The sequence below is a fragment of the Pseudoalteromonas rubra genome (assembly GCF_001482385.1).
Lineage (GTDB): Bacteria > Pseudomonadota > Gammaproteobacteria > Enterobacterales > Alteromonadaceae > Pseudoalteromonas > Pseudoalteromonas ardens.
Genome location: NZ_CP013611.1, coordinates 1515453 through 1529000, shown reverse-complemented (window position 1 = coordinate 1529000; position 13548 = coordinate 1515453). Strand labels below are relative to the sequence as shown.

Sequence of the window (13548 nt, the reverse complement as noted above, 5' to 3'; positions counted from 1 at the left end):
TTAGTCGATTACTTCTATGTGCGCCTGTTCGCGCATTTCACGCATCCACTTAAAGCTTTCTTCTTTAAACTTACGACGAAACAGAAGTTGGTGGGCACGGTTTGCTTTTGCTTGTTCTGTTTTATCAGCAACGCGCTTATCAAGCAACTGAACGATGTGCCAGCCGAAGGTGCTTCTGAATGGCTCACTGATTTCGTTTTGTTCCAGTGACATTAAGGCATCACGAAATGCGGGTACGTAAGTCGTCGGGTCTGTCCAGTCATATTCACCGCCTTTTAACGCCGAACCTGGATCTTCAGAATGCGCTTTAGCCAGCTCAGCAAAGTCTGCATTGCCATTACGCAGATCTGTCACAAAGCCTGCTAACATATCTCGTGCTTTTTCTTCGCTGAGGATGATAGACGGCTTCACCAGGATATGACGAGAGCGCATTTCCACCCGCTCAACCACCTGGCGTCCGCGAATGTCTTGTACTTTCAGAATATGGAAACCGGCACCAGAGCGCAGTGGGCCGATGATGTCATCTTTTTTCTTGCCTTTTACCGCTTCTGCAAACAGTGTTGGCATTTCATTGATGCCCATCCAGCCTAGCTGACCGCCATCCAGTGCTTTAGCACCACTCGATGAGGCGATGGCGATACGCTTGAATTCGCGGCCCTCATTAAGAAATTCGATGACTTTTTCAGCACGTTCACGGGCATCTTCGATGTCTTCCGGATTCGCTTTGCTCTCAACTTTGATCAGGATGTGGCCGATATCATATTCTTCCGACTGGCCAGTTTGTTGTGCCAAAATTTGTTGTAAATTGGCAATTTCCTGCGGGCTGATATAGATACGGCGATCCACCGCAGCGCGCTGTACTTGTGAAACCATGATTTCAGTACGAATTTCTTCTCGATATGCCTGGAAACTCTCGCCTGTGGCTTCAATCGAATTACGTAAATCTGCAATGTTGCCACCTTGATCTTTTGCCATACTGGCCAGTGTCTGATCAAGCTGAGCATCTGAAATTTCCATGCCCATGCGCGCAGCCATTTGTTCCATCAGCACCTGGTCAATGAGTTTTTCAATAGCCTGGATGCGCAGTACCTTATCTGACGGCAGCTCAGTGTTTTGCTGCTCAGCTTGTTCTTTTACGCGATTAAGGATCTTGTCCACTTCACTTTTCAGTACCACACCGTCGTTAACCGTTGCGACTACTTTGTCCAGCTGGACACGCTCAGCCCAAACGGGTTGTGCCAGCGTCATACTTAAAATTGGAACTAATAATAGCTTTTTTAAATTCATAAGAGTCTTTGTTGTTAATTATTTAAAAAGAACGGTCTGCGGTAACCAAAGATACCCGAACGTAGTAACTGGCTAGCATCATATCTTGATTTGCTGCCTAACCCTTTTAACACAAAATTGATACCAAAGCTTGTGTCAAAAATTGCGTCATCACGCGAAATCGTTTGGTTAAGGTCAGTTTGTATTTGACGTTTACCTGTTATGCGCACCGCCCAGCAGCATGATTCGTATTGCAGACCTGCAAATACTTCAACGCTGCGGTTTGCCGTCATATCACGATGATAGCTGGCAACCAGCTGCCAGTTCTCGTTAATGGGTAAACTACTGAACAGACCGATTTGATCAATTTCGTATCCTGAGACATCACTGGCGTAGTGATGGTTCAATTGAACGAGCTTTTTATTACTGCCTCGATAATCGAGTGTCATGTGAGACTGGATCAGCTCTTTCTCATCGGCATCATACTGTAAACCGGCTGAGAAGTACCAACGACGGTGCCAGTGCAGCATACTTTCGGCTGCAAACAAGGCATTGTAGTTTTTACTGCCAAATTCCTGATTGTCCTGTGTCAGTAAATTGGTTTCCAGAGATTGTTCTGTGGGCTTGGCTGAGTCACTCAGGTAGAGGATCTGACCCATGCTGAAGTTAAAGCGTTCGCTGTTGTTACTGTCGAACATTCGGGTCGTTGCGCCCAGTGTAAATTGGTTTGCCTGTGCGATAAAGTCAACGCCAGAAAAGCGCTGTTCGCGGAACAGACCAAAAAAGTCGTCCTGCATTTTGATGGTGTCATACAATGCGATACCGGATTGGTCTTTTTTGGGTGTATACAAATACTGGATCTGTGGTTCCAGCGTTTGCGTACCTTGTTGCAAAATAAAGTTAGTTGGTCGTTCCAGGTTTAGCTGACCATGCAAGCGCAGTTTAGGGAGCGTACGGGAAACTGACTTTTTATATTGAGATTGTGAGAACGCCTCATCTCCGTCCTGCTCATAATAGGTATGCATCAGGCTCAGGTTAGATGCAAATGACCAGGCATAGGCGTTGTAGTCATAAGACATACTCGGCTCGAGGTGAATTCGGGTTGCGTCTGTAACGGTTAGTTCATCGTTTGTAAAGTGGCTGATTTGGCCCGTGAGCCCCCAATTAAACCCTTGATAGTTTTGTGTCACGTGATTAACAGTGAGTTGGGGCAATACCGCATAGGACTCTGTATGGTTACCCAAAACTTCGAAGTTTTGGATCTTCAGGTCAACGGCCCATTCCTCTCCCAGATAGCTGAGCTGGCCGGTACGGTAAAGCTGAGTGTCTGTTTCATTGGCGTATTGGGAGTCTAAATCTGAAATATAGGCATCGTCACTGACATTGGTGATGTCAACACTGGCGCGCCAGTTTTCGTCAAAATAGCTGTTTTGTGTCCAGTTGACCAAATACCGCTCATCAAGTTGTTTGGCAGAATCGTCCTGTTCCAGAAACTCTACGGCCAGCTGGCCCTGATGATGTTTGGTCAGGTAACGAAATTCCGAAATCAGCTGAGTGCCTTTTTTAGACATATAGCGCGGTGTGATAGTTGCGTCATAATTCGGTGCCAGATTTAAATAGTATGGCACTGCAATCCCTAACCCTCGACGACTGGAGCTGCTAATCGTCGGCGTGAGCACGCCGGATTTACGGCGATTATCAATGGGAAATGTAAAATAGGGCACATAGATAACCGGTGTATCTAATATTTTAAGGAGAGTATGGTGCGTTTCTCCCCAGCCACTGTCACGATTCATGACGATATTGCTGGCCTCAATTGACCAGAATGGGGTTTCTCCGGGACATGTGGTAAAGCTGGAGTTGAGCAAATCAACCTGATTGGCGGTGGCATGCAGTTTTTCGGCGCTACCATGGCCATTTTGTTGAGTCAGCCAATAATCTGCACCGAGCAGGCTGAATTCGTACTCTTTGAGATTAGCAAACATACCGGTACTGTTAACCAGGGTGTATCTATCCTGAAAAACGAGTGGGCCAGTGGCGTTGAGTAGCCCTTGCTGTTTGTCTATCAGTGCAGCTTGAGCTGATAAGCTCATTATATTGGAGCTTATTACGACATTGCCACTGAATTCAGCACTGTCGACGCCCTGCAATTCAACATTATCTGACTGAATATCGATAGCGCCATTGGGCAAATCAGCGATGGGTTGCCAGTTTTTAGGCTGAAAGTAGTCTTTACACTGAAGGCCATCAATGTTCGAATTAGCAAAAGTCGCTGTACTGATTAGGGGAAGCACGAAGAGGCCCCAAGCTTTGCTCATTTATCAACCTTGTTTGCCGAAATTCATTTTCAAGCCAGACATGATAAATGAAAAGCGTGTTAATTACAGTAGTTAAGAATAGGAAATAGTAAGAAAAATGACCCCAAGCCAGTCACCAGAGGTTGCGCTAAGAGCGCAGGCCCGCGCGGCCTTTTTGCACAATCATTATCATGCGTTACCGGAACAGGTAACTGCCCTTGACGGAGACGCCAGTTTTCGTCGCTATTTTCGTGTTACGCACCAGAGTCAGTCGTTTATTTTGCTTGATGTGGCCCCTGAGGTAGGAGACGTCACGGCATTTGTTGAGCTGAACACGATGTTTAGTCAGGGCAAAATTAGGGTGCCACATATTATTGCGGCAGATTGTGCGCTTGGGTTTGTGTTGTTAGAAGATTTGGGCTCTGAGCATCTGGCCGACCGGCTTACTACAGCGTCTGAGGTGCAGGGGTACTATGAATCCTTGATTGATATGTTGCCTGACATTGCCCGCCTGCCAGCTAGCCCACATATGAAGCCCTATGATGCGGCTTTTATTGAAATGGAATTGGATATATTCAGTGAGTGGCTACTCACTAATTGGTTGGGTTTTGAACCAGTGAAGATCTGGTGCCAACAATGGACCGAGCTGAAGCAGGCGCTGATCGGTAATATGCTGGCACAGACGCAGGTGACTATGCACCGGGATTTTCACAGTCGCAACCTCATGTGGCACAACCACCAGTGGGTAGTGATAGATTATCAGGATGCGGTACAGGGTCCGGTAACGTATGACGTGGTATCCTTGCTTAAAGATTGTTATTACAGATTGCCTGAGGCGCAGTTGGCCCATTTGCAACGTTACAGTTTTGAGGTATTGCGTGAAGCCGGGCTGCTGCCACCGCATAGTCACTTTGCTAAATACCAGGAGCAACTGGCACTGACTGGGTTACAGCGCCACCTCAAGGCGGCTGGGATCTTTGCGCGTTTATATTTACGAGATGGCAAGCCTGGTTATTTACATAACATTCTGCCAACTTTGCAGTACATTTATGAGACAGCAAAGTGTGTTGAGGCATTTCAATGGCTTGCAACTAGTTTGCAATCCGAGATAATACCCTTGGTACAGGCTAAGCTGGAACAACAAAAATGAAAGCAATGATTTTGGCCGCAGGGCGAGGCAAGCGGATGATGCCGCTGACGGCGACTATGCCAAAGCCCTTGCTTGAGGTTGCAGGTAAGCCCTTACTGGAATACCACATAAAACGGTTGGCAGATGCAGGCATCACCGACATCGTCATTAACCTGGCTTGGCAAGGTGAAAAAATACGTGATTACTTCGCTGATGGCAGTGCGTTTGGTGTGTCTATTCAATACAGTGATGAACCTGAAGGGGGGCTGGAAACAGCAGGTGGTATCGTCCGGGCTTTGCCTTTATTGTGTGATGATGCAGACACCTTTATTGTGATCAACGGCGACATTTATACGGATTATGCTGTGCATGACTTGTCTCGTTTGCACCTGTTACCTGGTGAAGCACACCTGGTATTGGTAGAAAACCCACCTCATAACCCGGACGGAGATTTCCCACTGGCACATCAGAGTGCCTCTACTCAGGCTTATACGTTTGCAGGTATTGGTTTGTATCACAAAAACTTTTTTAACCAAGTGAAGGAACAATTTGTTGCTTTGGGTCCTATGCTCAGAGCCGGTCTGGCGCAAGGGGGGATTTCAACGGAGCTGTATTTGGGGCAATGGCACGATATTGGCACGCCTGAGCGGTTAGTTGAGATCAACAGTGCAGTGGAGCAGACACATGTGGGGTAAATTACTGGGTGCTGGCTTTGGTTTTATGTTTGGCAAATGGCTGGGGGCTATTCTCGGCTTTTATCTGGGTCATTTGTTCGACAAAAGCCTGAAACAGGATTTTGACAAAGTGGGCGGATTCCAGGGCTTTTTAAATGGTGACGACCTCAGTGAACGCCAGGCGCTGTTTTTCTCCAGCTGCTTTTCTGTAATGGGCCATATCGCAAAGTCAAATGGCAGAGTCAGCGAGGTGCATATTCGCGCGGCAACGGCTTTTATGGATGAAATGGCATTGGCAGGTGATGATCGACGCGAAGCACAACATGCCTTCAGAGCGGGCAAAGAAGCGGATTTTTCGGTGAAAGAAGCGGTACGGGAAGTCAGAGAAGCCTTTGCCAGGCGTTATGACTTATTGCAGTTGTTTCTGGAAATTCAAATTCAGATGGCGTTTTCGGATGGCCATGTATCACAGCAGGAGCAGACACTGCTGCGCGAAGTGAGCAAGTATCTGGGGATTTCTCAGACTCAATTTAATTTCTTGCTGCGGCGCTATCAGGCTGAGTTCCGTTTTCGTCAGCAGCGTGCTCAATGGCAATCACAGCAACGCCAGAGTGGGAGTCAGCAAAGACAACAGCGTGATTCGGCACGTGAACCTCAATCATCAGCCGTATCGCGGAGCGAAGCGCTTGCGGTATTGGGTCTCAGTGATGGTGCATCGGACAAGGACATCAAACGCGCATATCGCAAACTGATGGCACAGCATCACCCTGACAAGTTGGTATCTCAGGGCCTGCCCGAGCACATGATGGAAATTGCCAAGCGAAAAAGCCAGAGTATTCAGTCCGCGTATGAACTGCTAAAACAAAAACGCAGCAGTTAAGCCAGCCTCTAATTCAGACTAAAGCCGGCGCAAAAACCCGGTTAATTCTTTACGTAGTCGTTGATGTTGTAAAGGCTGATGCTGCTCTCCAAAAAGCTCTCTTTGGCGATAATCGAGCTTGCTGTTGCGTCTGGCCCAGCGGCGACGATCGTCTATGGTTTCCAGAACCAGGGGGCTGTCGAACGTGTAAAAGACATCCAGCAGGGCTGGCGCGACCAGTGACAAACTGGCTGGCAAATGGCTGTTTCGTTGTGCATTGGCCAGCTGAGCGCTCACGGTGATCAGCGCATCGACTCGAACGCTGGGCAAAGTGGCCAGATACTCCGCAAACAGACCTGCACTGTTGCCAAATGCCACTATGGCAATGTGCTCCTGCTGACGAAGCGCCAGCGTTTTGTAGAGGGCTTCAAACCTTGTAATCAAAGCGGCCTTATAATTGTCCAGGGCCAGTTCACTGAGCACTGGGATTGCCGAACTTTTTACTTCGTTGGACTGGCCGTCAATGATACCCGTAGCAAGGTCATCGTTACTTGTGAGATCGGGTACCGGCAAAGTATATGTGTCGTAGCCATCATCTGTTAGCGCCTGATGTAAGTAACTTAAGCCATTGTTGTAGAGCTGGCTTTGCTCCAGCCCTGGCAACAAAACAATGATGCCACGTTTTGGTGCGGCCATATATTCTGAGAATAAAACTGAGATTTCCTGCTCTTCATCTTTAATCGTTAGTAGCTTTTCGCTGCTCAGCCAGTAGCGTAGATCGCTGTCAAATTGTGAGGACTTACTCGGCGGACTCTGGTGCTCGGCGGCCTGAGTCGGTGTTATCACGACCAGGTTTATCATCAGACTGACTGTCAGAAAAAACCGGGAATAATTAAGCATGTTTGCGCACCTTATCTTGCTAATGCCCTTGTATCGGCAAATTACCTCAAAGCTTGAGGACATTCTGGTTGCCACTATGTGCAGCGCCACAAAATTTCGGTAAACTCGTGCCGAAGAAATCGATGGAGAGTGCTTTGAGCAATAAAACTGACACCAAACGTGATTTTATCTGGTTGTTTTTTAAAGGGGCAGGTATGGGCGCCGCCGACGTAGTACCGGGTGTGTCCGGTGGCACCATTGCGTTTATTACCGGTATTTATGCCCGTCTGCTTGGGGCAATTAAAAGTGTCAATCTGGACGCCATTAAAACACTCCGAAGCAATGGATTAAAGGCAGCGTGGCAACATATAGACGGCACTTTTTTGGTGGTGTTATTTGCAGGTTTGCTGACCAGTGCCGCTTCTTTGGCGAAACTTATTACTTACTTACTTGAGCATCATCAGCTGTTTGTTTGGTCGTTCTTTTTTGGCCTGATCATCGCCTCGTTTATTCATGTCGGCAAGCAAGTCTCTCGCTGGGGCCTGCCAACCATAAGTGCGTGCTTGGCAGGTGCGGCCATTGCTTATATGATCACCTCTTTGGCGCCTGCCGAAGCGGTGCCCCAGACCTGGTATTATTTTGCCGCTGGTGCAATCGCAATTTGTGCCATGATTTTACCCGGCATTTCCGGTAGCTTTATCTTATTATTACTGGGAATGTATGGCCATGTACTCAGTGCGGTCAATGAGATGCAGGTGATGTTGATCGCTTTGTTCTTGGGGGGATGTGTGGTCGGCCTGATGGCATTTTCACGTCTGTTGTCATGGTTACTTAGTCGCTTTGAGCAGGTCACCTTTGCTTTGCTGTGTGGATTCTTGCTGGGTTCACTGAACTTATTGTGGCCCTGGAAGCAAGTGTTAACCACTTACACTAACTCCAAGGGGATAGAGAAGCCGTTAACGCAAGCAAATGTGTTGCCGGGAGAGTTTGCTCGCTTATCCGGCCAGGAACCTTACGTAATGAGTTGCGTTTTATTAGCTTTGGCGGGCTTAGCCCTGATCCTGATGATTGAGCGGATCAGCCGTAAAGATGCTTAGTTGGCACTGAACTGTGGTCAACTGATAAAATTTCATCATCTTATCATACGGGTGTGTGACAGTGTTCACACACCCGTTTTTTGTTGTCTGGCGGGGGAGAGCAACTCTAAGTAAGGCGGTGGGCTTAGACTTGTGTCGAATGCAGACGGAGCGAAAAGTGTGCTATCAAGTAGCCGCGCTCAAGTTAACCACGTTTTAACCCTGTTTCGGACCTGATAACACATGAAAAACTCGCTTTACGTTTTGCTCGCCTTAATCTTTATGCTTTGGCACCCGATAGCGATATCGGCTGCGGCCAACCACGTTGCAACACCCATCGATCTCACCTCGGCCGCCCTTGGCTGGATCTGTATCGCTATCTTTGTACTGGCTTATATTCTGGTCATGTTAGAAGAGAAGCTTCACATGCGTAAATCCAAACCTGTGCTGGTGGCGGCCGGACTGATCTGGATGCTGATCGGCGGCTACTATGTGATGCATGATATCCCTGAGCTGACTGAGCATGCTTTTCGGCATAATTTACTCGAGTTTTCAGAGCTGATGTTATTTTTGCTGGTGGCGATGACTTATATCAATGCCATGGAAGAGCGGCGCTTATTTGATGCTTTACGGGTATGGATGGTACGTCGTGGGTTTAACTTCAGAACTTTGTTTTGGCTCAGCGGCTTTCTGGCGTTCGTCATCTCGCCGATAGCGGATAATCTGACGACGGCCTTGTTAATGTGTGCGGTCGCCATGAAAGTAGGTCAGGGTGACAAAGAATTTATTAACCTCAGCTGCATTAATATTGTTGTGGCGGCGAACGCGGGTGGGGCATTCAGCCCATTCGGTGATATTACCACGCTGATGGTGTGGCAGGCCGGTATCGTGCATTTTGCCGAGTTTTTCTCTTTGTTTTTCCCGGCACTGGCTAATTACCTGGTGCCCGCTGTGATCATGAGCTTGTTCGTAAAGAATAAGAAGCCTGCGGCCAGTGATGAGCACATTGAGCTTAAGCGCGGTGCGCGGCGCATCATGGTGTTGTTTTTAGTGACCATTGCCACGGCGGTTTCTTGCCATAGTTTGTTACACCTGCCACCCGTTCTGGGTATGATGATGGGGCTGGGGTATTTGCAGTTTTTTGGCTATTTTCTACGTACCACTTTACCCAATTCATTAGACAGAAAGCGCGCAGAGGCAGAGCGGGCGGGCGATCAAGAGCGTCTGAAGGCGCTGGGCAATGTAGTGCCTTTTGATGTGTTTGCGAAAGTGTCACGCGCTGAGTGGGATACCTTGCTGTTTTTCTACGGCATCGTGATGTGTGTCGGCGGGCTAGGTTTTCTGGGATATCTGAGCCTGATGTCAGAAGTGTTGTATGGTGACTGGTCCGCGACGGCTGCTAATGTGTTCTTGGGTGTGGTTTCGGCCGTGGTCGATAACATTCCGGTGATGTTTGCCGTACTGTCAATGCAGCCCGAGATGTCCCATGGCCAGTGGTTATTGATCACGCTGACTGCCGGGGTTGGCGGCAGTTTGCTTTCCATTGGCTCGGCGGCGGGCGTGGCATTAATGGGGCAGGCCAGAGGCTATTATACCTTTTTTGGTCACCTGAAATGGACGCCTGTGATAGCATTGGGCTACGCCGCCAGTATCCTGGTGCATTTATGGTTAAACGCCGAGTTATTTACGGTGTTTGATTAAGTACTCGGTGAGTACGTCATGTTGTGCCTTAATCCAGCGAGCGTCGACCGGCTTGGCGGCGCTGATCGCATGTGACAGAGGCACATCGTGTAATGCAGTGCCCTGTTTGCCTATCATAATTCCTGTTCGGTTGTCCGTTACCGCATTGACAGCTTCCAGTCCCAACTCTGTGGCCAGTAGCCGATCTTCTGGTGCCGGGCTGCCACCACGCTGGATATGGCCAAGCACACACACTGCGCTTTCTATATCGGCCTGCTCAGCCAATTGTGCTTTGAGGGCCTGAGGCCCGCCGGGCCAGAAGTTTTCAGCTAACACAATCACAAAGCTGTCGTGGTTGTATTGCTGTTGCACCTGGATCTGGTTTATCAGCCGATCCAATTGTTGTTTGGTATCAGCAGAATCACAATTTTCGAATGACAGAATGGCCTCCGCGCCGGTCGCCAGTCCGACATGAAAGGCAATATGGCCGCTGTGTCTGCCCATAACTTCGACAATAAACACGCGCTCAAAGGCGTTTGCGGTGTCGCGGATCTTATCTATGGCATGGGTGCCAGTCGTGACCGCGGTGGCAAAACCTATGGTGTTGTCTGTGCCAGCCAGGTCATTGTCTATGGTCCCGGGCAGGCCAATAACCTGACCTTCCCAGTGGGCTTGTATCGCTTCAAGTCCTCTAAACGAGCCATCTCCTCCAATTACAATTAAAGCATCAACCTGGTGCTTTCTGAGTGTATTGACGGCTTGCTTTGGACCTTGTGGTTCGCACATTGCGCGGCAGCGGGCACTTTTTAAAATAGTGCCGCCAAATTGCAGGACATTGGCTACATCCCGATGTGTCAGAGTTTGCCATTCATCGTTTAACAGGCCGTTATAGCCATGGAAAAAACCGATGCAATCATACTGGTTGTGCTGAGCGCTGTGCACGATTGCACGGATAGCGGCATTCATCCCGGGCGCATCGCCCCCGCTGGTGAGTATTGCAATTTTGGTCATTCAATTCCCTGTACTGTGGCTGAGCTATACATCTAGATTAATGTACAGCACAGAGCAGCCACAGTACAAGACAGGTCATGTTACTTCTGAGTCAGCGACCAGACGGCAATGCTGCCGGAAATTTCATTGCCCACAATCAGCAATGGCGTGTTGGTTGGGCTATGCTCAGCACTTACAAAGGTCATCCCTTCAGGTGCCAGATCTCCCGAAATGTCAGCCCCTTCTTCCAGACCACGGTTGATGAGGTAAGTGGTAAAGGTGACATTGAATGGGTTGGTGACATCATAGATTAAAATGCTGCCCATGCGCTCCAATCCGACAAAGGCGTAGGTACGTTCACCTATCTGGCCCAATGTCAGCGCTTCTGGCTCAGCGCCTTTGGCGTCTGAGCGCGTATCGCCTTCATTGGCGTCTTCATCATTATTAAACTGCTCACCGTGTAGCGCGGTGGTGATACGTACGATCTCGTCTCCAGAGTCAAACACCTGGGCACCACGTTGATCCCAGATCGAGAATGAGCGTGCACCATAAGTGTAGAGTTTTTCATACTGGCCATCATTGTCCTGATCGCCAATCACAGTGGACACTTTTAGACGACCCAGGTCGTCGTTGTCATTGTTGATATAAGCAAAGTTATCTGCCAGAGTCAGGTTTTTAGCACGGATTTCGTCAGTATATGCCAGACAACCATCGTCCTCATCGAACTCTAGTCCGCCATTCGCGGTACACTCGGCTTCGTCGGCAGCAGGGAAGAAATACTCCCGACCGTCTCCTTCGTTAGCTGTGACGATGAAGTTCGCGCCTTGCCACTGATAGCTGGCGATGGTGTCTGGTTGGTACATGCCATACAAGCCGGGATAGCTACGCAGATTGATGCCGCCATCTTTGTCGGATGCATCCAAAGTCCACTTTCCCCAGTCTTTATAACCCAAGCCCTTTATTGTTAGTGAGTTATCACTTAAATCAACGATTGCCAATGCATTGTTCTCTTGTAATGAGACATAGGCATAGCGGTTGTCTTTACTGACAGTAACGTATTCAGGTTCAAGGTCCATCGCAACACTGGTATTGATGGCTTGCCCCTTGATGGTGCGCCCGGTCGGGTTGGCAAACACGACGCCCTGGGCCTGTAACTCGGATTGTTGATCATTAAAGGCTTCAAATCCTAACAGGGTAGCCTGATCGGCAACCTGACCGTTATTGACCTCTATAATGGCAATACTGCCTTGCGGGTCAACGCTATAGTCGTCCGCTGGTTCACCTTCATTGGCCACCAAAATTTTGCTGCCATCTTGATTAAATGTCACCATATCAGGCAGGTAACCTACTTCGACTGATTTCAGCAGTTGAGGCGTTTGTGCTGCAATATCATAGACCAGCACAAATCCGGTTTCACCAGTTCCGCGCGCCATTGCAACGGCGAGCAGGTCGCCATGAATTGTCAGGCTGTTTGCATCAGCGGCAACCACATCGCTGACAGCGATCGTTTCTGTAACGGTGAGGTTGGTGTTAGTGATCACACCTTGATTGTCTTTGTTGAGCTTATCGGCATCAAGTTGTGCGGCTGAAATCACGGCGACTTGTGGTCTGTCTCCGGAGCTGTCCAGCGCAAAGATACGCTGACTGGTCGAGTGATAAGCGACGATTTCAGCAGCGCCTTCCGGGCTTGCTACGTTTAATACGGCACGGCCTACCAGTTGTGCAGACAGATCACCTGTCATGCGAGCGCCTGTTTCGCCTTGTGCGCCTGTTTCACCTTGTGCGCCAGCGTCTCCTTTATCGCCTTTTTCACCCGCCGTGCCCGCCTGGCCTGTTTCACCTTGCAGGCCTTGCTTACCTGCTTGTCCATCGTCGCCATCCAGGCTGCAGCCACTGAGTAAGCCTAGTAGCGTTAAAGAGATCAGTGTTTTTTTCATTGTCTTTATTCTAAGTTGAGAAAATCACTGTCATTAAAACAGGGATAATTGACATCAGAATGACAAAGGAGGGGTTTTGAGAAAAGGAAAAAGGAAATGGCCCTCGCACTTGGTGCGAGGGAAGCCAATGATGATGGTCACTCTATGACTGAGTGAGGCGATCAAGCTCTGCGCGTTGCGCGCTGGGTAAGTTATCAACCACAATCTGATACGAATCATCAATCATGCGTTTGATTTCTTCTTCCGGGATGCTGCCATCAAGTACGATGGTGTTCCATAATCGTTTATTCATGTGGTAACCAGGCACAATTGCAGCGTACTTGTCGCGTAACAAAAGTGCTTCATCTGGATCACATTTTAGGTTAAGCCACCAAACTGGCTCACCATTTTCACCCAATTGACCCTCTTTCCCTTCATATAAGGTGGCAAACATCTTGTGCTGCACCTTGTAAACGTCCACGTCCTGTGCAAACGGTTTTGTGATAAAGGTCCCAGGCTTAGCCTGTAAATACTCATGTACGAATTTCTGATCCATCGCCCGTGTCCTTGAAATAACAAATTAAATTAAAACAACATGGGGCTGATTTTAGCAGCTTTTGTGAGAATTCTGTAATTGGGAATAAGTAAAAATTATCAGTCAGTTAAGACCAAATAAGAATATAACTGAATAACCTTATCTAAGCTGCGCAACAATATAAGTATATTTCACCCTACTGAGAAAAATACGTATTAAAACGCACAGAGGTTAACCAGTCCATTTA

The 13548-nt window shown here is 48.4% G+C and carries 11 protein-coding genes; 5 read left to right on the top strand and 6 right to left on the bottom strand.

Annotated elements, in window-relative coordinates; genetic code table 11:
- Positions 1–1287, bottom strand: coding sequence for a peptidylprolyl isomerase SurA (gene surA, locus AT705_RS06760; RefSeq protein ID WP_058796012.1), 1287 nt, complete (start codon positions 1285–1287; stop codon positions 1–3).
- 14 nt (positions 1288–1301) lie between these two features.
- Positions 1302–3584 (bottom strand): LPS assembly protein LptD, encoded by a 2283-nt coding sequence (lptD, locus tag AT705_RS06755; RefSeq protein WP_058796011.1) that lies wholly within the window; start codon positions 3582–3584, stop codon positions 1302–1304.
- Positions 3585–3681: 97 nt separating this feature from the next.
- Here lptD and AT705_RS06750 point away from each other — a divergent pair, with 97 nt between their 5' ends.
- The 3 genes from AT705_RS06750 to djlA are packed head-to-tail and all read left to right on the top strand — an operon-like array spanning position 3682 to position 6246.
- Positions 3682–4713 (top strand): aminoglycoside phosphotransferase family protein, encoded by a 1032-nt coding sequence (locus AT705_RS06750; protein WP_058796010.1) that lies wholly within the window; start codon positions 3682–3684, stop codon positions 4711–4713.
- A complete protein-coding gene (murU, locus tag AT705_RS06745; protein ID WP_058796009.1) occupies positions 4710–5387 on the top strand; it encodes an N-acetylmuramate alpha-1-phosphate uridylyltransferase MurU in 678 nt (225 codons plus the stop codon). Before AT705_RS06750 ends, murU begins: the two co-directional genes overlap by 4 nt.
- Positions 5377–6246 carry a co-chaperone DjlA gene (gene djlA / locus AT705_RS06740; RefSeq protein WP_058796008.1) on the top strand — a complete coding sequence of 290 codons (870 nt, stop codon included), beginning with the start codon at positions 5377–5379 and terminating at the stop codon, positions 6244–6246. Before murU ends, djlA begins: the two co-directional genes overlap by 11 nt.
- A gap of 18 nt (positions 6247–6264) precedes the next feature.
- Here djlA and AT705_RS06735 read toward each other — a convergent pair whose 3' ends face one another.
- The gene (locus AT705_RS06735) at positions 6265–7125 is read right to left on the bottom strand and encodes a DUF3530 family protein (protein ID WP_058796007.1); all 861 of its coding nucleotides are present in this window, start codon (positions 7123–7125) and stop codon (positions 6265–6267) included.
- A 122-nt stretch (positions 7126–7247) separates the two neighbouring features.
- Here AT705_RS06735 and AT705_RS06730 point away from each other — a divergent pair, with 122 nt between their 5' ends.
- Both AT705_RS06730 and nhaD read left to right on the top strand, forming a co-directional pair.
- On the top strand, positions 7248–8201 hold the full coding sequence (locus AT705_RS06730; protein WP_058796006.1) for a DUF368 domain-containing protein: 954 nt from the start codon (positions 7248–7250) through the stop codon (positions 8199–8201).
- A gap of 222 nt (positions 8202–8423) precedes the next feature.
- Complete coding sequence (gene nhaD, locus AT705_RS06725; RefSeq protein ID WP_208856764.1) at positions 8424–9881, top strand: sodium:proton antiporter NhaD; 1458 nt, start codon at positions 8424–8426, stop codon at positions 9879–9881.
- Here the strand turns inward: nhaD and AT705_RS06720 are convergent.
- The 3 genes from AT705_RS06720 to AT705_RS06710 form a co-directional block, all read right to left on the bottom strand.
- Positions 9861–10871 carry an ATP-dependent 6-phosphofructokinase gene (locus tag AT705_RS06720; protein WP_058796004.1) on the bottom strand — a complete coding sequence of 337 codons (1011 nt, stop codon included), beginning with the start codon at positions 10869–10871 and terminating at the stop codon, positions 9861–9863. The two genes, nhaD and AT705_RS06720, sit on opposite strands and share 21 nt — an antisense overlap.
- A gap of 80 nt (positions 10872–10951) precedes the next feature.
- Positions 10952–12787: a choice-of-anchor I family protein gene (locus AT705_RS06715; protein WP_058796003.1), complete on the bottom strand. Its 1836-nt coding sequence runs from the start codon at positions 12785–12787 to the stop codon at positions 10952–10954.
- 142 nt (positions 12788–12929) lie between these two features.
- The gene (locus AT705_RS06710) at positions 12930–13322 is read right to left on the bottom strand and encodes an MmcQ/YjbR family DNA-binding protein (RefSeq protein WP_049865405.1); all 393 of its coding nucleotides are present in this window, start codon (positions 13320–13322) and stop codon (positions 12930–12932) included.
- Positions 13323–13548 lie beyond the last annotated feature (226 nt).

Coding starts and splice junctions, on each gene's coding strand:
- nhaD (WP_208856764.1), top strand. CDS start 8,424: ATGAAAAACTCGCTTTACGTTTTGCTCGCCTTAATCTTTATGCTTTGG.
- AT705_RS06735 (WP_058796007.1), bottom strand. CDS start 7,125: ATGCTTAATTATTCCCGGTTTTTTCTGACAGTCAGTCTGATGATAAAC.
- djlA (WP_058796008.1), top strand. CDS start 5,377: ATGTGGGGTAAATTACTGGGTGCTGGCTTTGGTTTTATGTTTGGCAAA.
- AT705_RS06720 (WP_058796004.1), bottom strand. CDS start 10,871: ATGACCAAAATTGCAATACTCACCAGCGGGGGCGATGCGCCCGGGATG.
- AT705_RS06710 (WP_049865405.1), bottom strand. CDS start 13,322: ATGGATCAGAAATTCGTACATGAGTATTTACAGGCTAAGCCTGGGACC.
- AT705_RS06750 (WP_058796010.1), top strand. CDS start 3,682: ATGACCCCAAGCCAGTCACCAGAGGTTGCGCTAAGAGCGCAGGCCCGC.
- murU (WP_058796009.1), top strand. CDS start 4,710: ATGAAAGCAATGATTTTGGCCGCAGGGCGAGGCAAGCGGATGATGCCG.
- surA (WP_058796012.1), bottom strand. CDS start 1,287: ATGAATTTAAAAAAGCTATTATTAGTTCCAATTTTAAGTATGACGCTG.
- lptD (WP_058796011.1), bottom strand. CDS start 3,584: ATGAGCAAAGCTTGGGGCCTCTTCGTGCTTCCCCTAATCAGTACAGCG.
- AT705_RS06730 (WP_058796006.1), top strand. CDS start 7,248: ATGGAGAGTGCTTTGAGCAATAAAACTGACACCAAACGTGATTTTATC.
- AT705_RS06715 (WP_058796003.1), bottom strand. CDS start 12,787: ATGAAAAAAACACTGATCTCTTTAACGCTACTAGGCTTACTCAGTGGC.